Annotated in this window: 28 protein-coding genes; 16 read left to right on the top strand and 12 right to left on the bottom strand. The window is 46.4% G+C overall.

Annotated features, from left to right (window positions below; all coding sequences use genetic code 11):
* The first annotated feature begins 5 nt into the window (after positions 1-5).
* From NF543_RS13825 to NF543_RS13795, 7 genes are all read left to right on the top strand, one after another.
* Positions 6-386: a plasmid mobilization protein gene (locus NF543_RS13825; protein ID WP_257668728.1), complete on the top strand. Its 381-nt coding sequence runs from the start codon at positions 6-8 to the stop codon at positions 384-386.
* The gene (locus tag NF543_RS13820) at positions 376-1,344 is read left to right on the top strand and encodes a relaxase/mobilization nuclease domain-containing protein (protein ID WP_257668727.1); all 969 of its coding nucleotides are present in this window, start codon (positions 376-378) and stop codon (positions 1,342-1,344) included. Before NF543_RS13825 ends, NF543_RS13820 begins: the two co-directional genes overlap by 11 nt.
* Positions 1,345-1,355: 11 nt before the next feature.
* The gene (locus NF543_RS13815; RefSeq protein ID WP_257668726.1) at positions 1,356-2,009 is read left to right on the top strand and encodes a hypothetical protein; all 654 of its coding nucleotides are present in this window, start codon (positions 1,356-1,358) and stop codon (positions 2,007-2,009) included.
* Between the two features lie 22 nt (positions 2,010-2,031).
* A complete protein-coding gene (locus tag NF543_RS13810) occupies positions 2,032-2,502 on the top strand; it encodes a hypothetical protein (protein ID WP_257668725.1) in 471 nt (156 codons plus the stop codon).
* A 6-nt stretch (positions 2,503-2,508) separates the two neighbouring features.
* Entirely contained in the window at positions 2,509-3,198 is a 690-nt protein-coding gene (locus NF543_RS13805; RefSeq protein ID WP_257668724.1) for an ATPase, read from the top strand.
* 266 nt (positions 3,199-3,464) lie between these two features.
* Positions 3,465-4,496 (top strand): helix-turn-helix domain-containing protein, encoded by a 1,032-nt coding sequence (locus tag NF543_RS13800; protein WP_257668723.1) that lies wholly within the window; start codon positions 3,465-3,467, stop codon positions 4,494-4,496.
* Between the two features lie 109 nt (positions 4,497-4,605).
* On the top strand, positions 4,606-5,652 hold the full coding sequence (locus tag NF543_RS13795; RefSeq protein WP_257957503.1) for a serine hydrolase domain-containing protein: 1,047 nt from the start codon (positions 4,606-4,608) through the stop codon (positions 5,650-5,652).
* A gap of 381 nt (positions 5,653-6,033) precedes the next feature.
* On the opposite strand, the gene NF543_RS13790 is transcribed toward NF543_RS13795, so the two are convergent.
* Genes NF543_RS13790 through NF543_RS13780 form a run of 3 tightly spaced genes read right to left on the bottom strand, consistent with a single transcriptional unit; the run spans position 6,034 to position 6,622 of the window.
* Positions 6,034-6,249: a hypothetical protein gene (locus NF543_RS13790; protein WP_257668721.1), complete on the bottom strand. Its 216-nt coding sequence runs from the start codon at positions 6,247-6,249 to the stop codon at positions 6,034-6,036.
* A 3-nt stretch (positions 6,250-6,252) separates the two neighbouring features.
* The gene (locus NF543_RS13785) at positions 6,253-6,426 is read right to left on the bottom strand and encodes a recombinase family protein (RefSeq protein WP_257668761.1); all 174 of its coding nucleotides are present in this window, start codon (positions 6,424-6,426) and stop codon (positions 6,253-6,255) included.
* 43 nt (positions 6,427-6,469) lie between these two features.
* Positions 6,470-6,622, bottom strand: a complete 153-nt coding sequence (locus tag NF543_RS13780; protein WP_257668720.1) for a hypothetical protein — start codon at positions 6,620-6,622, stop codon at positions 6,470-6,472.
* 328 nt (positions 6,623-6,950) lie between these two features.
* On the opposite strand from NF543_RS13780, the gene NF543_RS13775 reads away from it, so the two are divergent.
* The 8 genes from NF543_RS13775 to NF543_RS13740 all read left to right on the top strand — a co-directional run bounded on the left by NF543_RS13775 (position 6,951) and on the right by NF543_RS13740 (position 17,607).
* A complete protein-coding gene (locus NF543_RS13775) occupies positions 6,951-7,553 on the top strand; it encodes a sigma-70 family RNA polymerase sigma factor (RefSeq protein WP_257668719.1) in 603 nt (200 codons plus the stop codon).
* Between the two features lie 168 nt (positions 7,554-7,721).
* The gene (locus NF543_RS13770) at positions 7,722-8,696 is read left to right on the top strand and encodes a FecR family protein (protein ID WP_257668718.1); all 975 of its coding nucleotides are present in this window, start codon (positions 7,722-7,724) and stop codon (positions 8,694-8,696) included.
* A 120-nt stretch (positions 8,697-8,816) separates the two neighbouring features.
* Positions 8,817-12,149: a TonB-dependent receptor gene (locus NF543_RS13765; protein WP_257668717.1), complete on the top strand. Its 3,333-nt coding sequence runs from the start codon at positions 8,817-8,819 to the stop codon at positions 12,147-12,149.
* A gap of 24 nt (positions 12,150-12,173) precedes the next feature.
* Complete coding sequence (locus NF543_RS13760) at positions 12,174-13,706, top strand: SMP-30/gluconolactonase/LRE family protein (protein ID WP_257668716.1); 1,533 nt, start codon at positions 12,174-12,176, stop codon at positions 13,704-13,706.
* Positions 13,707-13,717: 11 nt separating this feature from the next.
* Positions 13,718-14,635: a hypothetical protein gene (locus tag NF543_RS13755; RefSeq protein WP_257668715.1), complete on the top strand. Its 918-nt coding sequence runs from the start codon at positions 13,718-13,720 to the stop codon at positions 14,633-14,635.
* A gap of 87 nt (positions 14,636-14,722) precedes the next feature.
* Positions 14,723-16,606, top strand: a complete 1,884-nt coding sequence (locus tag NF543_RS13750) for a leucine-rich repeat protein (RefSeq protein ID WP_257668714.1) — start codon at positions 14,723-14,725, stop codon at positions 16,604-16,606.
* 46 nt (positions 16,607-16,652) lie between these two features.
* Positions 16,653-17,297: an Ig-like domain-containing protein gene (locus NF543_RS13745; RefSeq protein ID WP_257668713.1), complete on the top strand. Its 645-nt coding sequence runs from the start codon at positions 16,653-16,655 to the stop codon at positions 17,295-17,297.
* A gap of 79 nt (positions 17,298-17,376) precedes the next feature.
* A complete protein-coding gene (locus NF543_RS13740) occupies positions 17,377-17,607 on the top strand; it encodes a hypothetical protein (RefSeq protein ID WP_257668712.1) in 231 nt (76 codons plus the stop codon).
* 272 nt (positions 17,608-17,879) lie between these two features.
* Here the strand turns inward: NF543_RS13740 and NF543_RS13735 are convergent, their stop codons facing one another.
* Positions 17,880-18,758: an NAD(P)H-binding protein gene (locus tag NF543_RS13735; RefSeq protein WP_257668711.1), complete on the bottom strand. Its 879-nt coding sequence runs from the start codon at positions 18,756-18,758 to the stop codon at positions 17,880-17,882.
* An 82-nt stretch (positions 18,759-18,840) separates the two neighbouring features.
* On the opposite strand from NF543_RS13735, the gene NF543_RS13730 reads away from it, so the two are divergent.
* Entirely contained in the window at positions 18,841-19,209 is a 369-nt protein-coding gene (locus NF543_RS13730; RefSeq protein ID WP_257668710.1) for a winged helix-turn-helix transcriptional regulator, read from the top strand.
* 42 nt (positions 19,210-19,251) lie between these two features.
* Here the strand turns inward: NF543_RS13730 and NF543_RS13725 are convergent, their stop codons facing one another.
* The 8 genes from NF543_RS13725 to nuoI all read right to left on the bottom strand — a co-directional run bounded on the left by NF543_RS13725 (position 19,252) and on the right by nuoI (position 26,990).
* Positions 19,252-19,767, bottom strand: a complete 516-nt coding sequence (locus NF543_RS13725) for an MBL fold metallo-hydrolase (RefSeq protein ID WP_257668709.1) — start codon at positions 19,765-19,767, stop codon at positions 19,252-19,254.
* Positions 19,768-20,098: 331 nt separating this feature from the next.
* Positions 20,099-20,599: a YybH family protein gene (locus tag NF543_RS13720; RefSeq protein WP_257668708.1), complete on the bottom strand. Its 501-nt coding sequence runs from the start codon at positions 20,597-20,599 to the stop codon at positions 20,099-20,101.
* Positions 20,600-20,719: 120 nt separating this feature from the next.
* Positions 20,720-22,162 (bottom strand): NADH-quinone oxidoreductase subunit N, encoded by a 1,443-nt coding sequence (locus NF543_RS13715; RefSeq protein WP_257668707.1) that lies wholly within the window; start codon positions 22,160-22,162, stop codon positions 20,720-20,722.
* Between the two features lie 2 nt (positions 22,163-22,164).
* The gene (gene nuoM, locus NF543_RS13710) at positions 22,165-23,745 is read right to left on the bottom strand and encodes an NADH-quinone oxidoreductase subunit M (protein WP_257668706.1); all 1,581 of its coding nucleotides are present in this window, start codon (positions 23,743-23,745) and stop codon (positions 22,165-22,167) included.
* Positions 23,742-25,631, bottom strand: a complete 1,890-nt coding sequence (nuoL, locus tag NF543_RS13705) for an NADH-quinone oxidoreductase subunit L (RefSeq protein ID WP_257668705.1) — start codon at positions 25,629-25,631, stop codon at positions 23,742-23,744. Before nuoL ends, nuoM begins: the two co-directional genes overlap by 4 nt.
* 3 nt (positions 25,632-25,634) lie before the next feature.
* A complete protein-coding gene (gene nuoK, locus NF543_RS13700; protein ID WP_257668704.1) occupies positions 25,635-25,946 on the bottom strand; it encodes an NADH-quinone oxidoreductase subunit NuoK in 312 nt (103 codons plus the stop codon).
* The gene (nuoJ, locus tag NF543_RS13695; protein WP_257668703.1) at positions 25,943-26,515 is read right to left on the bottom strand and encodes an NADH-quinone oxidoreductase subunit J; all 573 of its coding nucleotides are present in this window, start codon (positions 26,513-26,515) and stop codon (positions 25,943-25,945) included. Before nuoJ ends, nuoK begins: the two co-directional genes overlap by 4 nt.
* Complete coding sequence (gene nuoI / locus NF543_RS13690) at positions 26,475-26,990, bottom strand: NADH-quinone oxidoreductase subunit NuoI (protein WP_257668702.1); 516 nt, start codon at positions 26,988-26,990, stop codon at positions 26,475-26,477. Before nuoI ends, nuoJ begins: the two co-directional genes overlap by 41 nt.

Raw genomic sequence — 26,990 nt, 5'->3', positions numbered from 1 at the left:
AAACAATGAAACAGCCGACAAAAGAGAAAGAGACGAGCGGAAAAAAGCGCAAACGAGGACGACCGAAAAAAGCCATCACCCGAAGTGGCTCGCTCGTGGTTCGGCTGACACCGACCGAACGGTTGGCCATAGCGGGCAAGGCAAGGAGTGCAGGTATGCGGATAAGCGATTGGTTTCGTAGGGCGGCAAAGGTTGCCGTGATAAGGCCGAGGCTTTCAAAAGAGGAAACAGGATACCTGCGCACATTGTCGGGCATGGCAAACAACCTCAACCAATTGACCAAGTTGGCGCACACCAACGGGCTTGTGTCACTTATGGCGGATCTGCGTAGGTTGCTATACAAGGTGGAAGTACTATTGGAAAGGATAGGCAGGGATGATAGCTAAAGTGATAACGGGCAAGAGTTTTGGCGGTTGTGTCCGTTACCTGTTGGAACGGGAACAGTCCGCCGTGCTTGATTCATTGGGTGTAAGGGATTACGGCATCAACGCCATCATTGCCGACCTCAACGCACAGCGCAAAATGCGTCCGCAGCTTGGCAATGCCGTAGGGCATACCGTGCTTAGTTGGAGCAACGAGGACAGGGAGAAACTTACCGTCCAAAAGATGGCAGAACATGCAAGGGAGTATATGGAAAAAATGGGTATCAAGGATACGCAGTACCTGACTGTACTACATACGGACAAAAAGCATCCACACTTGCATATTGTCTACAACCGTGTGGACAATAACGGAGATACAATAGGCAACTACAACCATTGGCACAAAAGCCGAAAGGTATGCAGGGAGATGACCGAACGTTACGCTTACCATCTCGGAAAGGGCAAGGCACAGGTGAACAGGCAGGCACTTCGGGGTAATGATAGATTGCGCTATGGCATACACGATGCTCTCAAATCCATTTTGGCAAAGGCCACGTCTTGGAAACAGGTTGAAACGATGCTTGCAAGGCAGGGTATCGGCATCCATTACAAGTACCGTAGCGGTACAAACGAGGTGCAGGGCATTTCCTTTGAAAAGGATGGCGTGAAGTTCAAAGGCTCGACTATTGACCGGAAATTTAGCTATATCGGTATCGATAGACAACTGAAACAAAACCTTCGTTTGGAAATGCAGTTGGATAATACACCTCGAAAAAGCACCCTTGCCGAACAAATCAGGGAGGTACTGGATACACACAAGGGGGAGCATCACCACAATGCATCACATGGAGCAGGTTTGCTCGATATACTGTTTAATCCCGTATACATCGCACCGGAACCCGAACCCATGGGCGATGCCGAAAAACGACGGCGAAAAAGAAAAGAACAGGAAGCGGAACAATCAAGGGGAATCAGTAGATAAACGAATTTAACATGAAAGAACAGGAAATACAAGAAATGCAGGTTATGCTAAAAGACCAGCAGGATGTATCGGTGCAGATGAATGAGCGTTTGCACCGACTTGAAGCACAAAAGCCCGAAACCAAGGATTACTCGGCTGAATTGGCACATATCAGTGGACAATTGGAACGTCTTTTAACGGATGACACGCTGATAGGCTTGAAAGATTCCATCCGGAAACAGGCTACCGCAAGCAGTAACCTTGTTACGGCCATTGGTCAGCAACAGGCCATGCAGGAAACAATGATAAGAGAAATGCCACAGAGGATAAAGTTCGACGTGGAACATCGCCTTATAAGCAGTCAACGACCCTATATAATTACGGGTGTTGTCCTGGTTCTTATTGCGGTTTTCTCCCTTTTTGCCTGCATTCAGCTTTGGAGGGCTAACGTGGCTCTGCGCGACAGCGACGTGAAAATACGGATGGTCAGACTTCTATACCCACAGATGTCGCTGGATATAGATTCAATATATAACAACAGTCCCAAAGAGCTTAAAATTTGGGTGAAGCAAGAAGAAGAAAGATTGCTGGCCATTAGAAAAGCGGAGGAAAACGCGAAGCAATCCACGGAGCAGGCGGAACGAGCAACCGAGGAATTGAAACGGTTAAAACAGCAGGATAAGTAGATGTTTAAAAATAAACCATAAAATGATTAAATTTGTAAAAGGCATGAATACAGGCGTTATGAAATTAAAGGAAATAAGAGACGAACGGGGAACACTTTCAGGGGTGCTTATCCCTGCGGACGATATCAGCGAATTAAAGGAGAGCCTTAAAACAGGTTCTAAATTCTTTGACTATTTCGATAGCTTACAATCCGATAGGGAGGACGAAAAAAGAAATCTCGACCAGCTAATGCCCAATGGGCTAACGGTTGCCGAAACAAACGACAACACAGCAAAGCTCACCGAAGAAATCCACAGGGAAGCCTTTTCAAAAGGTGTCCCCATGTTCTACCGTGACGAGCGGGCTAAAGCATCAAAGGAGTTTATCAGGGCAAACCCCGATGGCTCGGAAGATCTGGTCAGCTACGATTTGGCTACACGCAGCTATTCGGTATTGAAATCCTTATTGCCTGCGGGCAAGGGATATTGGTCGAAGTTATCCACCGCCAAATAATCAGCCATGAAACCGCAGTTCTTTATTCTTGCCGGTCCGAACGGGGCGGGTAAGTCAACCTATGGGCATGAACATGTACCGAAAGGTACACATATCTTCAACGGTGATTTGGTATATGCCGAATTGTTACAAAAATATCCGGACTATGACCCTGAAAAACTAAAAGGTGGTGTGCCTGCCCGCTTGGAAAACGAAAGAGATGAAGCCATCGCCCAACGCAGTGATTTTGCCTTTGAAAGCAATTACTCCAATGATCTTGCCATCGAGATAACCGATACGTTTAAAAATGCCGGATATGAAACTAACCTTATCTATTTCGGATTGTATGACGTGGAGACAGCAGCGATACGTGTGGATACCCGTGTTGCTTTGGGCGGTCATTTTATCGAAACGGATGAAATCATTTTTAACTATGAAGAGGGCATAAAGCGGGTACAGGAGAATTTGCACCGCTATGACCGTGTAAAGTTTGTGGATACAAGTATAAAGGGAATAGCACCAGTTATAGCCTACTACCTGAACGAAAACGGAAAGCATGCCGTGTTAAGTCCGAATGTCGGTTGGTTTAATTCCAATTTTCAGGACAGGATGCTCGATATAGCAATTAGCCGTATTAACAAACTTTCTGCCGATTTAGAAAAAAAACGGAGTATAGAACAAAAAGAGATTCGCACCAAATGGAAGCCTAAGCGTTAGGTTCTCATAGCGACTATGCCCCGCGCGCGTTTGCGGCCTGCGAAACCCCTGCGCTCATGGCCACGGCTGTTCTCGCTTTGGGCATTTAAGGTGAAATGTGGGGGTGACTTGCAGGGCGTTCTCCTTTCTTTCGCATATTAGCGACGGACCTCGGATTGAAACTCTCAGTTCAATAATAAACAGCGGAAATCTCAAATAATCTTTTATAAGTATTTTTTACTGCTTAATTTCAATATATTTGAGAAAAGGATTCAGTAAGTAAAGATTTGGAAGTCACAACGGAGATATTGTTCATTCTTAGTGCTGTTGGGGTATTAAACGGTCTATTGTTGGCAGTTTATCTATCGGTAAATAATAGAAGCAGATCCATAGAACAGATATTTTTAATTCTATTACTGATCATGATCTCCATAAGGATAGGAAAGTCAGTTTTTTTCTTTTTTAACCCGTTATTATTTCAAACTTATCTACAAATAGGGCTTTCTGCTTGCTTTCTTATAGGGCCATCTCTATATTTCTACATCAAAAGTGGTCTTGAAAACTATACCCAAATTCCTAAGTTATGGAGTTATGTATATGGATTATTGGTTCTTGTAATAGTTGTTGGCGGTTTATTGTATCCATACATGAAGTTTCCAAATGAGTGGAGGAATTTCGTAATTCCATATATCATTTACGGTAACTGGACTTTGTTTACTGGAATGTCTTGTTATTTGTTTTGGAAAAGTAAAGAACGGTTCAAAGAAAAGCCATTATTCTGGATTGTAATTATTGGAAATTGCGCAATCCTGATTGCTTATATTCTTTCTTATATGAACGTGATTCGGGGTTCTTATATTTCAGGAAGCATAATGTATTCCTTTATACTTTATCTTTCCCTCTTTCTGTTATTCAAAAATAAAAATAAAAGCAATGTTGAAAGGTATAAGAATAGGAAAATCGGAGATGAACAGGCAAATGCCATGTTGGCCAAGATGGAGAATATTATCGAATCGAGCGGAATTTATAAAAATCCTGAATTGAAAATAAGCAATCTTGCCCAAAGATTAAACGTTTCTTCCCATTTACTATCCCAATTACTAAATGATAATTTGGGTAAGAGCTTTTCTACTTACATTAACGAATACCGTATAAATGAAGCTGTAAAAAAAATCATCAACGAACCCTATATTAAGATTGAAGAGATAGGTTATGAGGTTGGCTTTAATTCTAAATCGGCATTTTTTACCGCATTCAAAAAGATTAAAAATACGACCCCTCTAAAATATAGGGAAGCACTCCTAAGCTCGTTAAAATAGTCTGTATTTATAAAATCGAACTTCTGAATCCCAAATTTAAGACTCATTTTGAGGGGTCTATCATTATTTTCGGCTCAAAATAAAAATGACCACAATAATGAGACAAATTTTGAAATTTTTACTCTACGTATGCTTATCGCTTTCAAATAGCCATAGTTATGGCCAAGTGACAGACAACTATGCTGCAAAAATTGACAGTTTAATGCAAACAGCGAGTCCAAGAGCTTTTAATGGTGTTATTCTGATAACCCAAAATGGTAAAATAAAATACTCAAAGGCTCATGGTTATTCTAATTTTGAGGATAAAACACCAATAACTATAAAAGACAACTTCAGAATCCAATCAAATAGTAAACAAATCACAGCTGTTTTGATTTTAAAGGAAGTAGAGAATGGTAGAATAGACTTAAACAGTCCGATAAAAAAATACTTACCAGAACTGAAACAAACTTGGGCAGATACAGTAACTGTTCATCAATTGCTCAATATGTCATCGGGAATAACAAGTTTGGATAAACCTTTAATTTTTGAACCCGGTACGGGCTTCCACTACAGCAATCCAGCATATAGCCTGCTGGGGAGATTAGTAGAAAATGTATCAGGCGATAAATATATTGATTTAGCTAACGGCTTGTTTGAAAACCTAGGAATGCATAATAGTTTCTGCTATGAAATAGACAAACCCAATACTGGGCTTATTAGTGGGTATACAAATTCTACTGACGAATATAATTTGTTTGATTTTAATACCACTGGATTTACAAAGGAAACGTGGAAAGGCTTCATCCCTGCTGGCGGCATTGTTTCAAATGTAAACGATCTGAATATTTGGGACACTAAACTTCATAATGGAGAAATACTAAGACCGGAAACTTATGGCGCCATGGTAACGTCCAATGTAGAAGACTTTGACGAGACCTTTAGCGATAAAAAAAAATACTATGGTTACGGCGTTAATATCAGTGGTAATGATCCCATTAAGTACATTGGACACGCAGGACGAGGATTAGGCTTTGTGTCTTTAAAATTTTATGTACCTGAAAAGGGTTTGGATGTTATTGTGTTGGAGAATGTATATAATCGAGACACCGATATTATTTATCACTTTGAAAAAGAGATAAGGAGGATAGTATTGAATAGCAATCTTATTAAATAGTAATACCTTTTCTTTCGTCCAGTCAATAAAATTTGTAGCCGATTGTTTCCTTTTGTTGTTTGAAACCGTTATTATTGTACTAATCACCGAGCAAACTATATGTGAGCAAAAAGGTGAGCGGTTCTTCAAAAGGATTTTCAACAATTTGATTGATAGCTATTTGCGGAGGCATGGAATCTTCCTGCCACCCCGACTTGATGGGAGATCATCTAAAACGTCAGTGGGTTGCTCCAAAAAGAGCAACCCTTTTTCTTTGAGTGCCAGTAGGTTATGTTCAAACAGTGGGTTGATCCAGGGTGTTCTAAACGCCCCTCTTTAAACGTGAGACCTTGTTTGCACACCTCCTTCATGACTGAATGCTGGTTGGTGATGGACACTTTCTCAAAAATGACAGCCAGATTGGCCAGATACGGGAGCAACAGCAGTTGCTGGTTGTAAATTATCTTCTGAGCCATCCTCAAGGTGGGCGATTTCCTCCCTCAGCCGTGCGCTTTCCATTTTGAATTTCTGGAAATACTTTTTATAGGTAGATGCCTCGATTTCCTCGTTGATCATCCGTTCTTCCAGTTGCTCGATTTTAAGTAGAGCCTCGGCCAAATTTCAGCTAAAGCGGTCGTGATCAAATACAATGAGATATTTTACCTGCCTTTTGTTCTGGCGGATGAATTTTTCCAGGGCGATGTAATCCGGCCGGTCAAATGTATAACTGCTTTCCCCATCATCCACGAACACCGATGCCAGTTCCACCTTGTTCCGCTTGCAGTATTCCCGGATACTGCTTTCCTAGTACTCCAGTGAGTAGTTGGACTGGTCCCATTTACTGATTCTGACGTAACCGATTGCTTTCATTTACTTCCCACATGATGATTTTTACGATGATTTCTGCAATTAAATTAAGCAATTTTCTCTTATCCTCACCGGCTATTTTTCCACGGTTTTCCCGAACCTGTGGGAGTTTCTCCGTAGTCATTTAGTGTCCTTTTTGGAAAAGGAGCAAATATTCCATTCGTAAAAATCATTTATTGACAATCCGTGACAAGATTGTCACAAAGGCATCCGCCATCCGGCCTCCGGTTTCGCTCAGCGGCGGCTAAAGTTGCCAGTTCCATGCAATGCCGCATATATTGGGCATATCTATCCGACAAAGTTAAGCAACTATAGCATGGTTGAATAAAAACACCGGTCACTTCTTTAAGTTCAAATTTTCACCTATATCGGCTCCGGTATTTATTATGATAATATTAACTTAATACTGAGATGAATACTTTTGTGCGGTAAAAACAACTGGGCAAATAACCATGGGAGTAGATACTGTTCAACAGGACATTGTACAGCAGTTCAAAGCCGGAAAACCTGCGGCTTTCCGGACAGTCTATGACCAGACCAAAGAAAAGATCATGACCTACTGCATGCGTTACGTACGCTCTAAAGAAAACGCAGAAGAATTGGTGAACGACATCTATCTCCGCCTCTGGTCCAACCGGGAACATATTGACCCCCAAATAGGCATCATCGGTTTTTTATATACCACGGCTAAATTTGAAACCTTTTCGTACCTGAAAAAACTGGCAGCTGATGAAAAGAGGCGGGCCGATCTGAGCGACCATTACACCGTCCATCGGGATGTGCTGTACCAGCAGGATAGACAGATAGAGGCGACGCATGATTTAAAAGTCCTGAAAGAGATCATCCGTACGTTTCCCCCCCAAAGAAGAAAGATATTTGAGTATTGCAAATTCGATGGCCTCTCTTATGCCGAAGTAGCAGAGCTGCTGTGCATCAATAAAGAAACGGTTAAAAGCCACATGGGCATTGCCATGAAGGACCTGGCCCACCTCGCAAATACAGGAGATTTCGCCACCCTGCTCTTGCTGGGCAGCGTGCTGATCGGCCATCAGTAAGGCGCCCTTTGCCTGATGTCTACGTCATCCAATATTCCCTTAGAATTTTTATTATTGATTATCAGCTGTTTATAAAATAGTTGATTTTTCGATTGCCCCTGTTTACCCCCGGGATGCTGTATATATACATGTAGGCCCGGGACAACGGGACAGTTAGTATACAGTAACATGAACAACGAAGAAAGAAAAGCACTGCACGACAGATACCTCAAAGGTGAACTGTCACCTGCTGAACTGGATGCGTTTTTTCAAGCGCTCGGTGAAGGGGATGTACACGATATGGCAGATGTGGAGGACACGTTTAACCGTTCACCGGTAAAATGGGTTCCTTCGGGAAATATAGCCGATAACGTATTGCGCGGGGAAAATGGCGGCAAGATCCGCAGGTTATATTTTCTTAGGACGGCGGCTGCCGTACTGCTGTTTGCCATGCTTTTCGGAGGAGCATTCCAGGGTTATCAATATTTTCAGCGGCGAAGCGAATTAAAAAACCTGTTGACGCTGACCGTTCCGGTTGGGCAGACGAAAGAACTGACGTTGGCGGATGGTTCAAAAGTAACCTTGGCATCGGGATCGGTTTTCAAATATCCCGCAGTGTTTAAAAGAAAGGAGCGCCGGGTATACCTTTCCGAAGGTCGAGCGTTCTTCGAGGTGGCCCATGATACCGCCAGACCGTTTACGGTGGAATCAGCCGCATTGGCCACGACCGCCTTGGGGACGTCGTTTATGGTGCAGCATTACAGCGGGTATGATTTTGAAAAAGTAAGCCTGTACACGGGTAAGGTCAGCGTGGAAGATGGGATTGCGCAGCACGAACAGGTGGTCCTGCACCCCGGTAACGCCTACACGTATCACGTGAAGGAAAAGATCGGTAATCGCAGTAATTTCGCCCCGACCAATGATTCGATGAACGCCGGAATGCTGGTGTACGAACAGGCGCCCCTTACGGAAGTATTGTACAGCCTGTCGTCCTTTTACGGAGCCCATATCAGCTTCAGCACGGCGCAATTCAATAAGGACATCAATTTCAGTGGAAAATTCAGCAATGAGGGAACGCTGGAAGAAGCCCTGAACTCACTTGCCTTCATCTATAAATTCAACTTTAAAAAGACAGCAGCCAATGACTATTTGATTACAAACTGATCCAGCAAGCGCATAAAAGGGGGAAATACCGCCGGCAAGCAGTATTTCCCTTAAAACACCCGGCCGGAAACCGGGAAACGTTCCCTAACTCATTTAAAATAGAAAACGGATTTCAAAACTATGAATTTAAATTCAAAAGCGGGTGGCTTATGGAAGCCACGCGTCCTTAAAAAGTCTCTCGCAGTCCTGTTATTGCAACTTTTATGTACTCCCGGTTTATTTGCGCAGGCTGTAAAACAGGAAAAAACAATATCCCTCAATTATAAAGAAATTTCCGCTTCCCCGTTGTTTAAAGTGCTCAAAGAGCAGACCGGCTATGATTTCAATTTCTCTCCGGCAGAGGTGGATCAGGCAAAGATTGGCCCGTTGGATTATAAAAATGTCCCTTTGGATAAGGTGCTGAGCGATCTGGGACAATATGGACTATCTTTTCATCAGGCCGGAAATATTATATCGGTCAGTTATCAAAAACCGCCCTCCAAAAACCCAAACGTCCAAGCCGGTCAGGAAAAAGGCAGCGGAACCCTTAAAGGCCGCATCGTGGAGTTCGAAACTTCACAGCCCCTGCCCGGCGCATCCGTTTTGATCGTGAAACTCAAAAAAGGGGCACAGTCTGACGAAAACGGTTATTACCACCTCACGGGCATACCCGCCGGCAAGTATACCTTGCAGGTATCGTTTGTGAGTTATACGACAGAAAGCGTTTCCGTCAGCGTCCGCGCTGCCAGCGAAAGCACCTACGATGTGCGCCTGCAAGGCGATAATACGCTCGGTGAGGTGGTCATCAACGCCATCGGCAAGACGCGTCGGCCCGTAGCGCATACCAGCGAGCGGCAACTCATCTCCGAAATCAAAAACCTTAATGTGGTGGCCTCGGGTATCTCTTCCGAACAGATCAGCAAGTCGGCCGACCGCAACGCGGCACAGGCGGTGCAGCGGGTGGCGGGTGTCAGTATCGTGGACGACAAATTCGTCATCGTGCGCGGGTTGAACCCCCGCTACAACCTTACCTACCTCAACGACAACGTGGCACCGAGTACCGAAATGAATAACCGCAACTTTGCGCTGGACCTGCTCCCCAGCCGGATCATCGACAAGATCCTGGTTTACAAATCCCCATCGCCCGAAAACCAGGCCGACGCCACCGGGGGTGTGATAAAGATCTACACCAAGGATGCCAAAGCCGTGAAGCACTTTGATATCGAATTCCAACTGGGCCACCGCCCGGGCACATCCTTCAACAACGATTTCCTTGCCTACAATGGCGGTAAATTCGATTTTTTGGGGTTCGACGACGGCACACGCGCCCTGCCGTCTGTGCTTCCTAGCTACGGGAGCCTGCTATTAGCCGACCTGAAACCTTCGGAGTATGCCGAAGCGTTTAACTCTACCTTGTATTACGGCAAAAAAACGGCCCTGCCTAATATGCAGGTTACAGCCAACTACTACAACGCTTTTCGCTTGTTCGACCGGACGCTTTCTTCGCTCACGTCGTTCAGCTATAAAAACGATAACCAGAAATACGACCAATACCGGCAGGAAGGTACACGCGGACGTAGTGTAGGGTCCACCGATAGGACCGGTACCGACGATCGGAATACCAATACCGCACAGCTCAACCTGCTGCAAAATTTTACATTGTCGCTTAACGAGCGGCACAAGCTCTTTTTTAAGAATTTCCTCCTGCAGCAGGGATTGGATGCTACCGTAGTACGCGTCAGCCATCCCACGTTTCAGGATGCACAAAGCGCGGACAGGAACAAGGATATTACCCTCTCGTACAGCCAACGTTTCCTGTATGCTGGCAATCTCGGCGGGAATCACACGTTCGGTAAAGACAGCCACCGTCTGGAATGGAATGCCGGCTATACCTACAGCCAGCAGGAAACGCCTGACCAGCGGGTGATACGCCTCCGGGGAATGATACCTGAAATTGCCATGGGCGATGCCGATATCCAGTGGTGGGCGCGTGGGTACAGCCCGAACTCTTCCGAAGATTTGAATACCATTCCTTTGTCATTGGGCATCATCTCCCGCTTATGGTCCCGCAATAATGAAGGAATTTACAACGGCGCCCTGGATTACACGTATAAGCCAGCAACGTGGGCGGTGATCAATGTCGGCACGTTCCAGCAATGGAAAAAACGTACCCTGTCCCGTCGTATTTATACCCTGCATGGGGGAAATGTGGATCCAGCCCGTTCTGGACTGGACGCCCGCAACTCACACCAATGGGTGGATGCCAATTTGGTCCGTTTCCGGGAAAGCCAGCTGCCCGACGTATGGAGTAGCAATTACCTGAACGACGATTACACGGGGCTGTATGTGGCCGACCGCACCACGGGCAGCGACATGTACGTGGGCACCGAACAGAACAACGCCGGCTACGTGGCACTCACCCTCACGCCCTATCCATGGATCGAAGTGCACGGCGGTGTACGCTACGAGTACAACCGCCAGAAAATCGGCGCTGCCATCCCGTCAGAAAGCCGTCTGAGTATTCCCGTCAGCCAGCCCATCCTGACGGATCATATCGACAGCGAATGGTTGCCTTCCGTCAACATCGCTTATAAGCCCTCAGACCAATGGGTCGTCCGTGCGGCCTATGGCAAGACCGTCAACCGCACCGAATTCCGCGAGGTATCGCCATTCCGGGAGCTCGACTTCGAAAACAACACCCAACTATCCGGCAACCCGAGCCTGGTATCGGCCAAAGCGGAAAACTACGACTTTCGGGTGGAATTTTATCCGGATATGGACAAAGGGGATGCGATCAGTGTAGGAGCTTTTTACAAAGAAATTACCGACCCGATTGAACGTGTTAACAATTCCAACCGTGTGGTCGGCATGTTCCCTTCCATTTCCTTTGACAATGCCACATCTGCCACGCTACGGGGGTTGGAAGTGGAGGTGCGGAAAAGCTTATTCCGTAACCTGTCGGTCATCGCTAACGGGTCCATTATCAACAGTGAGGTCAGGTATGAAGACCTGAGCCAAACCTCCGTCATGATCGGGGAACGCCCCTTGCAGGGACAGGCGCCGTACCTCCTCAATGCAGGTTTGTATTACGACAATGCCGGTTGGGGCACCCGGATTGCGGCGATATACAATTACGTGGCCGAAAATATCTATGCTGTAGGTCTGGGGGATCGTTCCAATCCGCTTATTGTTGGTTCAGAAAACCGCGGTAGTCTCCTGGAGCTGCCGCGCCAACTGCTCGATTTTTCCGCCACACAACGTATCGGCGATGGCCTGCAGTTGAAATTCACCGTACAGAACCTGCTGGATCGGCAAATAGAAGTGGCCGAAGACTGGAACCGCTCCAACCAGTACGAGCCGCTCGTGGAATTGCCTTCCGCTCAGGGAGCGTTGCCGGTAAATGAAGGCGACAACATCGCTTCTTCGTATCGCCCGGGGCGCTATTTCAACCTCGCACTATCTTACTCATTCTGATACGATCAAATAAAAAAGAAAGCAATGAATCATAAAATAGTATTCCTGATTATGGCTGGCCTGTTAGGGTTCCTGCATGCCTGCCAGGATGCCGACGATTTTTACGGCGTGCTGGACACACAGCCGGAGATTTATGCCGACTATCAAGTCGTGTACATGGTGGGCGATACGCTCACCCTCAAAGGGCGGCTCAACCTCGAAAACAACCTCGAAATCCGCATCGGCAATGTAAAGGCCGAAGTGCTGGAAACGAAGACCGAAAAAGTCGTGAATAACCAGAACGGGCTGTTGATCGACATCGTCGATGTACGGATCACCGAGGCCATGGGCATCGGCGAAGACCGATCGATTGCCATTACGTCCAACGGCACGACCATTGCCGCCCCGTCTATCGAGATCGTCGGTGATGCCAATGTGTCCCTGCTGGACAAACAACTGCAGTTGGTGAAAGTAGCCGATATACCCGCCGGAGCAACACCGATCTATGGCCGCAACGGAAATGGGAACGTCTATGTCTGGCACATCAACGACAAGGTGCTGTTCCGCATCGATGCTGCCGATGGCAGTGTGACGGAGGTCCTCGCGGAAAGTCAGCTCTCCGACGCCCGCGGTGCGTTTACCATCGCAGAGTTCAATGCCGGTGCCGTGAGCCCCGATGAGCGGTATTTTTATTTTTCGGCCAAAGTGAACGAAACGGATCAGGACCGGACACTGGAGCTCTACAAGCTATGCCGTTTTGATTTGCAAAGCGGTGAGCTGACCACCCTCAACCGCACGGAGTACTCCTTGCTGCGGAGCCGCCGCACGCTGGCCGCCGCACAGCCTTTTGAGGGAGCGGTGGAGTCGGTCAAAATTTACAAAATTACCGCCATCTGGCCCGATGCGGAAGGTAATATCTACTGCAATCTGATGGACGACTTTCTGACGAAGCTGGGCAACCAGGGACAATACAGCTACCTGCTGGACTTCAGCGAATTCTTGAGTGTTGGACCCAATACCGAAGCCAATTTCATCCCGCTGATTAACGACCCCAATGCGAACGAATACTATTCTTCGGTGCGCATACACCATGCGCTTCCGGGAACGAAAATCAACTACAGGATGAGTTACCTGGACTTGGAGGCTTGGCGGATGTATACCAAGCAGCAGACCGGTTCGTTGCTCTGGCTGACCGACCTAGTGACGCTCATCCGGACGGGTGAGTACATCAGTAATTGGCGGGCCAGTGGCGAACCAAGCTATGCCACGGCTTCGTTGAACCGGTTTAACGGCGGCTTGGTATCCACTTTTGACCCGCTGCCGGTCAACGGCAAACTGCTCGGGCTTTACTTTCATACCTCCGGCGGCCGGGGTATCATTGACGGGGGCACGCTCTGCGAAATCGACTTTGAAACCCAGAAGGCCACACGGTACGCCCCGAACGAATTGCTATTCAATGGCTTTACCCTCACGGAAGGGACAAACGGAGACCGCTTGCTTGACTACGACACCGAAGGTATGCTGTACATGACCGTCAATAACGGGAGTGCTATCGTAAAAACCGCTTACATCGAATGAACAATATGGCTATGAAAACGATAAAGAAACTATTTTTTGGGTGCCTGCTGACGGGAATGATGGCGGGGCTGTTCACGGCTTGCGAAGAAAATCTGACCGATGCGCTGCCCGCGAATGGGAATGTGGCCTACGTCAATTTTGTGAATGCCGGCGAAGCATTCCTGTATGGCCTGGATGATACGCTCTACCGCGACAACCGTCTGTACATTACCGATTCGGTCAACAATGCACCTTTTGACAAGTATAATGGGAAGGTCAGTTACCCGGCGGCGTTCAATTATGAGCCCAAACTCGACATCCGGCAGTACCCCCGACACTTTACGGGTGTCCCCGGGGTGGTAGACAACAGCGCCCGTGGCGATGTTTATTGGCTGCCCGTACATGCCGGAGATTACCGCTTTATTTTTACCTCCAGGGATAGGACCTACCTGCATACCCAAAACATCCCGCTCAGCAAGCAAACCTACCAAGTGCTTTATCTCGTAGAAAGTCCGGAAGCCGACGATGCCTATACCGTGGTAGAAGTGCCAATCGAGCGAAAGGATCGCGTGGAAGGCCACGTGACCGTGCAGTTTGTCAACCTCTCGCCGGATGCGGGTGAGGTGGAGGCCTACCGGGTAGACGCCGACGGAAACGAACTGGCCACGGCGACAGATACGCCATTGGCATTTGGGGAATATAGCAGTGCGGAACTGGCCACCGCGGGAACGCAGGACACGTACAACGGTATATTGATCCGCTTCCGCCGTCCGGGCGGCGAAGATGTGCAGTCCGTGGCCGTGCCCGCCAACAACGGAGCGGTCTATACCGTATTGCTGCGCGGCTTTGCCGAGCAAACGGAACGAAAAATAAAGAAAGACAACGAAACGACCGTCAGCGTGACAGTCCTGCCCGACCTGCGCACATCCATCAGGCGGGTGTTTTATTAAGAAGTCGGGAGTCAGAAGCAAAGGCTTACGACTAAAGTTAATAAATACACAAATAATTAAAATTTAAATGAATAAAAAATGAAAACAATGAAAAAACTATTTCTACTCGCATGCGCCCTGTTTCTGACGCTGTTTGCGCAGGCGCAATACGAAAATATTACCATCACCACCACGGCCGGTAAGGCAAGGGCCGACCTGATTGCGGCGGTAGATGCAGAAACCAATTTGAGCCAGATCAGAAACCTCAAGATCAACGGTACGCTCAATGCGCAGGATTTTGCCGACCTGGAAGGTGGTAGTGGCACGGAAGGCAGGATAAAACAGACCGTGGTCTCCCTCGACCTGAGCGGCATTACCGCAGTGGAAAACAAGGAAATACCGAAAGAAGCCTTTTATCAGTTCGCGGCCCTACAAAACGTTACCCTCCCCGGTGGTGGCGTGATCACTACCATCAGCGAGAATGCGTTCGGCACTGGCGGCGGGAACGATGCAGCATTGGTGGCACTGGATATTCCCGAAGGGGTAACGACCATCAAGGCAAACGCCTTTAACGGGCAAACAAAGGTAACTACCCTCCATTTGCCATCGACGCTCCGGACCATAGAAACTGGCGCCTTTAATCGGTTCAACGGTCTCGAACACTTGACATTGCCCGAAGGCTTGGCCTACATTGGCAGCAGTGCTTTTTATATGTTGAACAATCCGAAAATGACCGCGATCACCATCCCCGCATCTGTCGAATACATTGGAGGACAGGCTTTTGCTATGGTGCTGTATGCAGAAGGTATCACCTTTGCGCCCCGCAATGGCAAAGCCATCGAGATCAGTGGCGACCGGGTATTTCGTTCCGCTGGTATTTTGTCGGATAACGGAATGAGCGTCTTTGAGTTTCCGGACAATACCACCATTTCCTTTAATGAAACGGGCGATGGGATTCTGCGCGGGTTTTTCGCCAGTTGTGACAAGTTGAAAGAAATACGGAACCTGCCGGCAGGTCTCACCGAATTCAGGGTAGCGACCCCAAGCTTCGGAGCTTTTTCCAATACGGCTATTGAAGAGCTGACCATCCCTGAAACGGTTGCCATCATCGGAAATAACTCTTTTCAAGGTACTCAACTCAAAAGCCTTGTACTGCCTGATGCTGTCACCACGATAGGTAATAATGCATTCCAAAATATCACGACGCTCACGTCCATCGATTTGGGAGATCAGGTGACCAGCATAGGCAATAATGCGTTCAGGGGCGTTACGGCACTGGAGACCCTGGAACTTCCGGCTACCGTGACGGCCATCGGCGATGGCGCCTTCCAAGGCATGACCGGGTTGAAAGCGCTGGTCATCAATAACCCCGAACCCATCATCTTTTCTAGCCAAAAAAATGTGTTCACCGACATAGACCTCGCTAACTGCCTCCTGTACGTGCCAGCCAATGCTGTGCAGGATTACAAGGATTTTGACCTGTGGAATGCATTTGCCAACATCAAAGCCATCGGCTCAGATGCCAATGAACAGACCCTTGAGGGTTTCCATGACATCACCGCGACGGTAGGCGCCGTCGTGGAGCTGAATGCCACGGCGAGCAGCGGCCTGTCCGTTACCTATGAAATAGCCGATGAAAGCATCGCTACCTTGGAGGGCAACAAACTGACCATCTTGAAAGAGGGCGAGACCACGGTGACCGCTAAGCAAGCGGGCGATGGAATTAACTTCAGCCCCGTGGAGAAAACAGTTAAGTTACTCGTTGTCAATTACGATTGGCTGGAAGAAGTCGCCATTACCGTAGAAGGCAATACAGCCCGGGTGGTAGGTCCGGCCGATGCCGTAGCTAGATTCACTAAGTTCTATGTGAACGACGCCGAAGTCGAACTGGGCGACGGCACGGTAGACCTATCGGAGAGCACTGGCGAGCTGAGCCTGAAAGCCACCACCGCCGATGGAACAGACGTGATTAAATTGAAGATCAGTAAGTAAGAATTAAGGAATCGAAATGACGCTAAACACGATAAAGAACAAAACAATGAAAACATCAACAATAAAACAGACAGCCCTTACACTGGTGTTGGGCCTGGTATTCCTCTTTTCATCCTGCAAGAAAGACAACCCGGAGATGAATCTGACCTTGGACAGAACCACCATAGAAGTATTCGCTGATGAGCAGGCAACTGTGCAAATAACCAGTGGCAATAATAATTACAGTGTATCTTCCTCATCTGAAGCTACGGCAATGGCTACCGTATCGGAGCAAACGGTCACCATCAGTGGCAAAGCCAAGGGCACGGCTACTGTGACCGTAAAAGACGGGTCGGGCAAAACGGCTATTGTGTCCGTGACAGTAAAATCAGCGATTATTGACGCCACCACGCCCCGCTTCAAATGGACAAATACCATTGAACTGGATGAAGCGAACGGCTGGAGCACAGCCATTCTTGCCGATCGGGTGGCCATTACCAGCTTCGCCGAGAAAAAGCAGTTTGTACTCGTATGGAATGGTGGCTACACCGTTGGGGATAAAACGGATGCGAAGTTGCGGATCGTAGAGAGCGGAAAGACTACCGAAGAGATTGCGTTGACGGCATTGGAAGTGCAAAAGGTCGAAAACAACCTTTACAGCATCGGCTTTCATAAAGACGGCCAGAAAGGTGAATTGGTGTTTGTAAAATAAGGGAATGAAGGCGATCAGCAACAGAACCGGGCACTGGTAGCGGCACTGACGCAGGAAGGTATGTTAGTACAGGGCGCGGATGAAGACACTCATGCCATGTGCGACACCTTTCCTCGCTTCTGGGAATTGCTCGACGAGCTGGCAGCCTGAAGCTTCCGTCGCGCAGGGGCTGAATGAACAGGAGGGATGCGCCCATAAGCTAAAAGTGAAAAAGAAAAAACTGGTGATTTATTATTCGACGCTTGATGATAGAGGTATATGGCCATATGGAAACGGAGGTTTGTACCGAACCGCTGTGTCCGCGCTGTAAAAAAGGAAAGCTCTATGAACGGGTCCCGCCCGGGATGGGTGAAGGTCCTTGTGTTACCGCTTCAGGGGCAGGAAGTTCTATGACACTGATGGAAAATGGTTGCCGCCAACCCTTCTGTTCGATCCTTATTGTATAAATGAAAAAAGGCCATTTAAGGCCTTTTGGTGTTCCCGAAGGGATTTGTCACTTTATAACTATTCACAATGGATAAAATTGTAAGTCCTCAATAAACCGGTATCCCATTCAAAGCCTCCGGCAAACAGCGAAGTATCTTAAAAATTAGTCGCGAATTCTTTAGCGAAATCCTGCAGCCTGATTTTTCCGGTAACGGGCGAACCGTTCTTCTCAAAATCTGCTTGCAGTTTTCCACTGCGGAAACCTGCACCCATTTCGGTGAATAGCACTGCAGCCTCTTCCGGCAACCCCGCTTGTGTCATCCCTTGCAGTGACTGCTCATCGGTAAACTCGACCCACGGCAGGTCGGTTTTGCCAACAGCCGCTCCAAGCACTTTTGCAAAGTCAGCGGGTGTGCGGACATCGCTTACGATATAGCGGACATTTTTGCCTATTGGGTTTTTTTCCAATTCTTCCGCGGCTGCGGTGGCAATATCTTCCGGATGTACCAATGGTAGGGCTAATGTTGCAGGATAGTTGGCCCCGATAATACCCAACCCTTTAATCAACGGCACATCATTGTAGAAATTGGTATAGAAAAGTCCGGCACGGAGGAAAGTTACCGCGACGCCTTGCAGCTCGTTGTACAGTGTTTCAATGTTGTGCAAGCCCGCAATAGGCCCGTTTCCGTCAGGGAGATCCGCGCCCACGCTGCTTAGCATCACTACGCGGCTCACCCCTACTTCTTTGATTGCTGTTGCATAGGCTTTGCCGATATTCGTTGTGCCTTCAATTGCACTGGCGCCGCCCATATTCGGAGGTGTCATTGCAAAAACGGCATCAGCCCCGCTAAATGCTTCTTTCAAAAAAAACGCATCATTTATGGAGCCAATTGCAGCGCGGGCACCCAAAGACTCAATGGCTGATTTTCGATCGGCGCCGCTGCTGATAACGGTTACGGTATGTCCGGCGGCGGCAAGTTTCTTAACCAGATGTTTTCCTACGTTCCCTAAAGAACCTGAGCTAGTGATTTTCATTTTCGAATTGTTTTTTATTTACAGGAACAAAGGTATATTTGCACTTACTTATATACAAGTACCTACCCCAAAGTATGTATAAATGACAGCAATCAAGGAAACATCAACTATACAGGAAAATAAACAATACGCCCTGGATCAATGTCCTGTAACCCACGTGATGGAAAAGATAGGTGGTTACTGGAAACCGATTATTATTTACCATTTATCCAAAGGAGATAAAAGATATAGTGAATTAAAAAGGGCAATACCAGCCATAACGGAGAAAGTACTTATCCAGCATTTAAAGCAATTGGAAAACGATGACCTAATCATCCGGAAAGCAAAGCCCATTGTGCCCCCATTTGTGAAATACCGACTCAGCAACGCAGGCAAGGGATTGCTACCTGTTATTGAGGCGATGGCCGCTTGGGCAATAGCCAATATGGAAGGCGTCTATGACCGTGGATAGCCAACATGTAAAGGATTTATGGAAGCTATCTGCAGGTTATGATTATCTCAAATATCTTTTTACGGATGCTTCCAGGATTTCCTTGGCAGTCCCAATGACGTTCTGATAGCTGTAAAATCCGTAAACACTATTAAAATCCAATGTATCAAGCCGTTGTTTTATCCTTTTTATTTCTGATATGGGCAAGGGCATCCTGTTTGGATAGCTATACATAAGAGCAAAATGATTTTTGCTTGGGGAAAGATACATCGTATCTCCGCAAAGTATAACGCCTTTTTTTGATGGCTCTGAAATTAGCAATACAGAACTTCCCTCAAAATGGCCTCCAATGTTCACTAGTTTTAAATCGTCCCACAAGGGTATTTCCTCTCCTTCCCACAAATGGATATATTCGCTCTTGTCCATAATATATTGCTCATCGGCTTGGTGAATATAAATCGGGCAATCAAAAACTTTTGCCCAATCGTTCATATTACTGTAATAATGCGGATGGGAAAATGCAATGGCACTCAGTCCGCCCTTGGAGCTGATAAAACGGATAGTTTCCTCATCAAGCAAGGGTACGCAGTCCCAGAGCACATTCCCGCTTTCTGAAAGTACTAAAAAGGCTCTTTGCCCTATGGCAAATTTAGGTTCTATCGCGATTTCAAAAAGGCGGTGATTAATGCTTATAAGTTTGTTTTTATGGGTTGACGACAGTTCTTCCTGCGTAGTCCATATCTGTCCTTCCTCGGGTACATATTGTCGTTCTTCGTTACAGATAAAGCAATCATTTGAAGAATACCATGTCGGATATAATGTTCCGCAGGTGCTACATAATTTTCTCATACTGACTTTTATTTACAAAATTTCATTTCTTTAGGCATCACAACAAGCAACACTTGCCTTTTTAATCTCTCAGCGTATTATGCAGTGTCTTAATAAGCCATTTCCCGTCAGTTTTCACAAAAACACACGTAATAATGCCTTTCATGTTTTCAATTGGCTCCCCAGAGTTGTTTGGTTTAAACCCCGGCCATTCGCTTAACGCCTGGACAACTGCCACATCAGGTTTTAGAAACTCAATTTTATGAATTTCCAAGCTGAACGTTTTGGGCTGCCTCATTTCCATTAACATATGATGGATATGCTTATGCCCGGCTACATTGTCTTTATTGTTTTTCCACCAGCCACCCTTCCGATTGATATAGTCGGCATCATCGGTAAACAAGGTCCCCCATGAATCCATTTCGTTGCTATTCCAATAGATAACATAATCGTCCAAAATAGCTTCTATCTTTTGTGTATCCGATTTTTGTTCTGCTTTCATAGCTGTTTTTGAATTTCGATTGCACCCAAATACGCAAATTATTAAAAGAAGGGGTATGACTTTTTTTATCGGTATCATCATAGTTTTTTGTTATACTTGACCAACCTTATCGTTATCCGGTGCTGTTTATAAAAAAAATCTCCTATAAGACAATGCAGGAACGTAAAATGTGACAATTCTTTTTCCTAGTATGCGGACAACTTACATGTTAAGTCGAAAATAGTCTACAAAATATATCAATCCTGAAGGGTAGACTCCAAACCAAATAATGAATAGAGTGAGCAGTGATAAAACGATCACGCTTACTAGATAAAAAACTGGATGCGACCTTTGCTCTTTGCGTGGTACGCCTCCTCGCCCGGAGAACATCTTGCTGATAATTCGGAGATAATAATACAAACCGATCACGCTGCCGATGACTAGGACGAAAGCAATCATCCAAAACCCAGCCTGTAGGCTGGCGGCGAGAATGAAAAATTTGCCAACAAAACCTGCAGTAAGTGGTATTCCGGCTAGGGAAAGTAGGGCTGCACTAAATATGCAGGCCAAGAGGGGATGTTTCCAAAACAAGGCTTTATAGCTTTCGATATCCTCGGCATCATTCTCTTTCGTTGATAAAATGGTCATAATACCAAAAGCGGTGAGGATGGTTATAAAGTAGGCCGCCAGATAAAAACTGACAGCTTGTATGCTCATGACACTGCCGGGGATCAACGCTACTAGTAGATAGCCGAGATGTGCGATAGACGAATAGGCAAGGATACGTTTTACATTTTTCTGCTGTAGCGCAAGCAGATTGCCGACGATCATTGAAGCAATAGCTATACTCATTAACATAAGCATGAGGGGGCTGAATCTGAATCCATCGATGACGATAAAAAAACGAAGCAATACTGCAATGACTCCGCCCTTTGAAACGGTGGCAATAAAGCTGGTAACCGGTGTGGGGGCCCCTTGGTATACATCAGCAGTCCACATATGGAAAGGAACCACCGCCAATTTGAAGCCCACACCGACGAGCATCATGCCTAAGCCGGTGAGAAATAAGGGTGGCAGCGAGGGAAGTGAGTGCAGACTTCTGCCAATAATCGAAAATTCCATGCTACCCGTCTGAAGGTAAATTAAGGCCATCCCAAAAAGGAGAAAAGCAGAAGAGAATGCAGCTAGCACGAGGTACTTAATACCCGCTTCAATGTTGTGATGCCTAGCTTTCAAATAGGCAATCAACGCATATAAGCCAACCGTCAGAATTTCGAGGCCTAGAAATAATGAAATAAAATGCTTGCTGGTCGCCAACACACAGGCACCCAGTGTACATAGAAAAAGCAGCACATAGTATTCCTTTGGCCCTTCTTCCTTTTCTTCAAAGTAGATATAGGAAAGGATATTGACCACCAAACCGGAAAAAATGATGAGCCCCATAATGAATACGGCGAACCGATCGACCACTAACAACGGTTCAATATGATGAGGGGATACATCTGGCTCATAAAAAAGCGAAAAAAAAGCGAGGATGAATAAGAGTAGACTGCTGAGCTGGATATTGCGATGACTCAGTTTTAGGGCAATAAGCAGCATAATCAGCACCGAAGAGCCGGTAAGCAGTAATAATGGAGAAAGCGCTATAAAATCATTGCCTGACATAGCTATACGAGTTTGATGGTATTGCTGAATGACGCCGTTGATGATGCATGTTCAATGCAAATAGTTGAATGTAAGTTATTTACGTGTTTATTATTTGTCGATTGATTAACAAATAATTTCTCCAATTTGTTAATCATGGGCCTTGCCGTATTGATCACAGGCTGAGGATATAAACCCAACCATATGATGGACAATATGAGAGAGGCCATAAGGATTATTTCTCTCCACGAGAAATCCTGAACTGAATCTGGGGTTTTTTTGGGCCCCAAAAACACTTGCTGGATTAACCATAAGGAATAAATGGCAGAAAAAATAAGGCCACAGGTCGCCAGAACGGTAAGCCATACATTGGCTTTGAATGCACCCAGTAAGATTAGGAATTCGGCAATGAAATTTCCCAATCCAGGTAAGCCAAGGGATGCCATAGCTAGTAACATCGCAGTGCCTCCCATTTGTGGCATTTGGGTCCACAATCCCCCCATTAGCCTCACGTCTCGTGTATGCAAACGCTCTTTCAGCATGCCCGCCATTATGAACAGTGCGCCGGTACTGATTGCATGGGTAACCAGTTGCATGATCACGCCCTGCAAGGCCAGTTCATTAAACGCAAAAATACCCAGTATTACAAAACCCATATGGCTCACGCTGGTATACGCGATCAGGCGCTTAAGATCGGTTTGTGAATAGGCTAAGATAGCTCCATAAATGATGCCGATCACTCCCAAAAGCATGGCCCACGATGCTACTGATTGGGCAGCCTCAGGAAACAAGGGTAGCACAAACCTTAATATGCCGTAAGCCCCGGTTTTCAAGAGTAATCCAGCTAGGATTAAACTGCCGGCCGTGGGGGCTTCGCTATGTGCGTCCGGCAGCCAAGAATGGAAAGGCACGAGGGGTAATTTTACCACAAAGGCAATCATGAAGCCAAGCATCAGCCAGAAAGCTGTATCTGGGGAGATGGTTGTCCCCAGTAATTCAAAGTAATTGAATGTGTAATTGCCGGTATTGCTGCCATGGATAAAATAGATGCCCAGTATGGCGAGTAGCATCAGCAAGCCGCTGGCTTGTGTGAAGATGAAAAATTTATAAGCCGCATATTCCCGCTTTTCGCTTCCCCATATACCAATTAAGAAATACATTGGGATTAGCATAACCTCCCAGAAAAAATAAAATAAGAACAGGTCCATCGCGATGAATACTCCCGAAATACCGGCCAGTATCCATAATAAATTGAAATGATAAAAGCCCACACGTTCCTTCACCTCGTTCCATGAACAGAGTACCGCTAAAATTCCAAGGAAAAAGGTCAGGACTAAGAGCAAGAGGCTTAAGCCGTCCAGGGCCAAATGAAAACTGATCCCAAAGGCGGGAATCCAGTCATGCCGATATTCCGCCATCCAGGTTTCGGAAAGGAAGATATTTACACCGTGGGATTGGTCAATCCAGAAAGAGACTAACAACATAAAGCCTATGGACACGGTACCAAGCGCAATCCATTTGGGTAGGCTTTTATTCCATTGTCCCAACAGGAGGGCGAGTAAGCCTCCTCCCATTAATATGCCGATGAGGTAAGTGAGTATCATAACATAAGTTGTATGCTTAATATGAGAATTGCTCCTATGACCAAGCCGATAATATACCACCTAAGCGACCCGGATTGTGTAAATGACAGCAACCGATACAAGTGAACGGTGGCCGTTGTAATCCCTTGGTAGAGTTTATCGACCACATCGTTTTTATTGATATTGGCAATGAAAACGATCGGTTTCACGAACAACACTTGATAGACTTGGTCGAAACCCCAGCCCGAAAACCAAAATCGGTAAAGGCTCATAAGGGGTGCGGACCGCTTTAACTTTTCAATACGCTGCGGTTGTTTATACCAGAAAATATAAGCCAGGTAGATTCCACCAAAAGTGACAAGCAAGGCCAGCAGCTGAAAAAGCAATTCGCCATGGATGCCTGCCTTTAAAACCGTTTCGGGTAATACCTGATGGAGCAGGTTTGAAAAAAGCGTGAACTGCCCAAAATTATGGGGTAGTTCAATAAAACCCGCGAAAAGAGAAAAGAAAGCCAAAACTATCAGAGGGATCGTCATGAGCTTGCCCGGATAATGGCCGACGGATGTTTTTGCATCTCCCCAGAATGTAAGAACCATCATCCTGGTGGTATAGGCAGCGGTAATGAATGCACCCAATAAGGCGATGAGCCATAGGATGGGGCTTCCGTGCTCACTGGCCCAAGCATACCATAGAATCTGATCTTTACTATAAAATCCGGCGCTAATGATAGGCAGTGCTGCCAAGGAGGCCGATCCGATCAGGAAAGTCCAGAAGATTACAGGCAATTTATTTTTGAGCCCACCCATTTTGAACATATTGTGCTCATGGTTTAATGCTTCGATCACTGCGCCTGCTGCCAAAAATAAAAGTGCTTTAAAGAACGCATGGATCATAAAATGAAAGATAGCGGCTGTCCAAGCACCTAAACCTAAGGCCAAGAACATATACCCGATCTGACTGATGGTAGAATAGGCTAGTACCCGTTTGATATCATATTGCGTGAGCGCGCTGAAACCGGCGATAAGTAGGGTTGCTGCGCCAATGCCAGCAACGATCATCTGCACTATTGGTGAAAGCTGAAAAATAACATGCATCCGGGCAATGAGGTATACACCTGCTGTTACCATGGTCGCGGCATGGATAAGGGCACTTACGGGTGATGGCCCGGCCATGGCATCCGGCAGCCAAGTTTGTAGCGGCAATTGTGCTGACTTTCCGATACCTCCAGCAAGCAGTAGGAGGGCGGCAACTGTAGCGATCGTGGCGCCCTCATGCCAAGTACTTGGCGCTAACGCCAAAATATCTGGAATCACCAAGGTGCCAAACTGATAAAAGATCACAAAGAGCCCAATAGCCATGGCTGTATCCCCAAGGCGGGTAATGATAAACGCTTTGCGGGCGGCGTAGCCATTAGTTGGATTTTCATACCAAAAGCCAATAAGTAGGTAACTGCAGAGTCCCACACCTTCCCAGCCCAAATACAATAACAATAAATTATCCGCTAAAACCAGTAGGAGCATGGAGAACACAAACAAATTCATACAAGCAAAGAAACGAGCGTAATCTTTGTCGGCAGCCATGAATGCTACCGAATAAATATGAATGAGAGCCCCAATGAAGGTGATGACAAAAACAAAAACGAGCGATAGCGCATCCAAATAAAGCGTTATCTTAGGATTAAAAGCAGCCACCTCCAGCCAGGTCCATAACGTTTGGGAATAGTGTCCGCCAGTTGGAGTTGAGCTAAGAAAGCTAAACCCGATGACAAACGTCAGGATAGCCGAAAGACTAACGCTTCCTGCACCAATTATGGCTATCCAAAAGCGCGACAAATGTTTGCCTAGCAATGCCAGCACGATAAAACCGACAAGGGGAAAAGCAGGTATGAGCCACAATAGATAATCCATATATTATCCTTTCATTTCTTTTAACTTATCAATATCTAGCGATTTATGCTGATGATAAATCCGCAGGATGAGTGCTAATCCAACGGAAACTTCTGCAGCGGCCATTGTCAGGATAAAGATGAACATGACCTGTCCATCTGGCTGTGCCCAACGCGAGCCTGCGGCAACGAAAGCTAAGCCTGCGGCATTGAGCATAATTTCAACGGAGAGCAGCATGAAAATGATATTCTTTCTGATGATGACCCCGGCAATGCCCAGTATGAAAAGGATTCCAGCCAGTAGCATCACCATTTCTATGGATATCGGTGCGTTCATGATGGTTCCTCCTCTTTTAGAAAACGATGTAACACGGTTTTTTTCTGTTGCCCGATATGCGCTGTACCCACCACACCTGCCATTAATAACATCGCCGCCAGTTCCACACCAATTAGGTACGGTCCGAATAAGGAGATGGCAACGGCTTTGGAATCCACCGTTTGCAGGGTATATGAAGGTGGCTGGGCCATCGTGATTAGGTAAACCAATTCGGCCAAAAGAATGGTCGACAAAATCACTGGGCCAATCCAAATCTTTGGTTTAAGCCATGCTTTCTCCTGTGCGGCGGTTTCCTTGCCTAGGTTTAACAGCATAATCACAAAAATGAAGAGCACCATAATGGCTCCGGCATAGATGATGATTTCCAGTAATGCCACAAAGGGGGCACCGAGTAAGAAAAAGATCACCGATAAAGACAACAACGAAATAACGAGGTATAGCAGGGCATGTACCGGATTATGCCGGGTGATGACCATGATCGTGGAAAACAGAGTCACAAAAGCGGTTATGTAGAAGAAAATATCCATCTTAAGGCAATAAGCTATGTATGTCAATTGGTGGATCTTCATTGTCGCCTTCGCCCTTTCCTTTTACACCTATTGCTAGCCCAGCTACTTTATAATAATTATAACCTGGGTATTTTCCTTGCCCATCTATCAGCAAATCTTCTTTCTCATAAACAAGGTTCTGTCGGTTATATTCAGCCATTTCAAAATCGGGAATTAACTGTATAGCATAGGTGGGGCAGGCTTCCTCGCAATAGCCACAAAAAATACAGCGTGAGAAATTAATGCGGAAAAACTCCGGATATCTTCGGCCATGCTCATCTTCGGTTGCTTGCAAAGAGATACAATCGACAGGGCATGCTGCGGCACATAAGTAACATCCAACACAACGCTCGCCCATATCTGGATCGCGGGTCAAGACAATACGTCCACGCCAACGTGGATGGAGTACTACCTTTTCCTCTGGGTATTGTATTGTTTCTCTTTTTCTGAACATATGCAGAAAGGTGAGGGCCATTGTTCTTAGTAAACTAATCAT

The organism is Parapedobacter tibetensis, assembly GCF_024704835.1.
GTDB lineage: Bacteria > Bacteroidota > Bacteroidia > Sphingobacteriales > Sphingobacteriaceae > Parapedobacter > Parapedobacter tibetensis.
The sequence above is the reverse complement of the archived record's forward strand: the minus strand, read 5'-3'. Positions and strand labels throughout refer to the sequence as shown.

Bases quoted from the DNA above. Each gene is read 5' to 3' on its own strand.
- NF543_RS13750 (WP_257668714.1), top strand. From the start codon at position 14,723: ATGAAAAAACTATTTCTACTCGCATGCGCCCTGTTTCTGACGCTGTTT.
- nuoL (WP_257668705.1), bottom strand. From the start codon at position 25,631: ATGGATTATCTATTGTGGCTCATACCTGCTTTTCCCCTTGTCGGTTTT.
- NF543_RS13755 (WP_257668715.1), top strand. From the start codon at position 13,718: ATGAAAACGATAAAGAAACTATTTTTTGGGTGCCTGCTGACGGGAATG.
- NF543_RS13740 (WP_257668712.1), top strand. From the start codon at position 17,377: ATGAAGACACTCATGCCATGTGCGACACCTTTCCTCGCTTCTGGGAAT.
- NF543_RS13715 (WP_257668707.1), bottom strand. From the start codon at position 22,162: ATGTCAGGCAATGATTTTATAGCGCTTTCTCCATTATTACTGCTTACC.
- NF543_RS13720 (WP_257668708.1), bottom strand. From the start codon at position 20,599: ATGATGATACCGATAAAAAAAGTCATACCCCTTCTTTTAATAATTTGC.
- NF543_RS13730 (WP_257668710.1), top strand. From the start codon at position 18,841: ATGACAGCAATCAAGGAAACATCAACTATACAGGAAAATAAACAATAC.
- NF543_RS13760 (WP_257668716.1), top strand. From the start codon at position 12,174: ATGAATCATAAAATAGTATTCCTGATTATGGCTGGCCTGTTAGGGTTC.
- NF543_RS13735 (WP_257668711.1), bottom strand. From the start codon at position 18,758: ATGAAAATCACTAGCTCAGGTTCTTTAGGGAACGTAGGAAAACATCTG.
- NF543_RS13775 (WP_257668719.1), top strand. From the start codon at position 6,951: ATGGGAGTAGATACTGTTCAACAGGACATTGTACAGCAGTTCAAAGCC.
- nuoI (WP_257668702.1), bottom strand. From the start codon at position 26,990: ATGATTAGTTTACTAAGAACAATGGCCCTCACCTTTCTGCATATGTTC.
- NF543_RS13780 (WP_257668720.1), bottom strand. From the start codon at position 6,622: ATGACTACGGAGAAACTCCCACAGGTTCGGGAAAACCGTGGAAAAATA.
- NF543_RS13805 (WP_257668724.1), top strand. From the start codon at position 2,509: ATGAAACCGCAGTTCTTTATTCTTGCCGGTCCGAACGGGGCGGGTAAG.
- nuoM (WP_257668706.1), bottom strand. From the start codon at position 23,745: ATGATACTCACTTACCTCATCGGCATATTAATGGGAGGAGGCTTACTC.
- NF543_RS13765 (WP_257668717.1), top strand. From the start codon at position 8,817: ATGAATTTAAATTCAAAAGCGGGTGGCTTATGGAAGCCACGCGTCCTT.
- NF543_RS13825 (WP_257668728.1), top strand. From the start codon at position 6: ATGAAACAGCCGACAAAAGAGAAAGAGACGAGCGGAAAAAAGCGCAAA.
- nuoK (WP_257668704.1), bottom strand. From the start codon at position 25,946: ATGAACGCACCGATATCCATAGAAATGGTGATGCTACTGGCTGGAATC.
- NF543_RS13745 (WP_257668713.1), top strand. From the start codon at position 16,653: ATGAAAACATCAACAATAAAACAGACAGCCCTTACACTGGTGTTGGGC.
- NF543_RS13770 (WP_257668718.1), top strand. From the start codon at position 7,722: ATGAACAACGAAGAAAGAAAAGCACTGCACGACAGATACCTCAAAGGT.
- NF543_RS13815 (WP_257668726.1), top strand. From the start codon at position 1,356: ATGAAAGAACAGGAAATACAAGAAATGCAGGTTATGCTAAAAGACCAG.
- NF543_RS13810 (WP_257668725.1), top strand. From the start codon at position 2,032: ATGATTAAATTTGTAAAAGGCATGAATACAGGCGTTATGAAATTAAAG.
- NF543_RS13820 (WP_257668727.1), top strand. From the start codon at position 376: ATGATAGCTAAAGTGATAACGGGCAAGAGTTTTGGCGGTTGTGTCCGT.
- nuoJ (WP_257668703.1), bottom strand. From the start codon at position 26,515: ATGAAGATCCACCAATTGACATACATAGCTTATTGCCTTAAGATGGAT.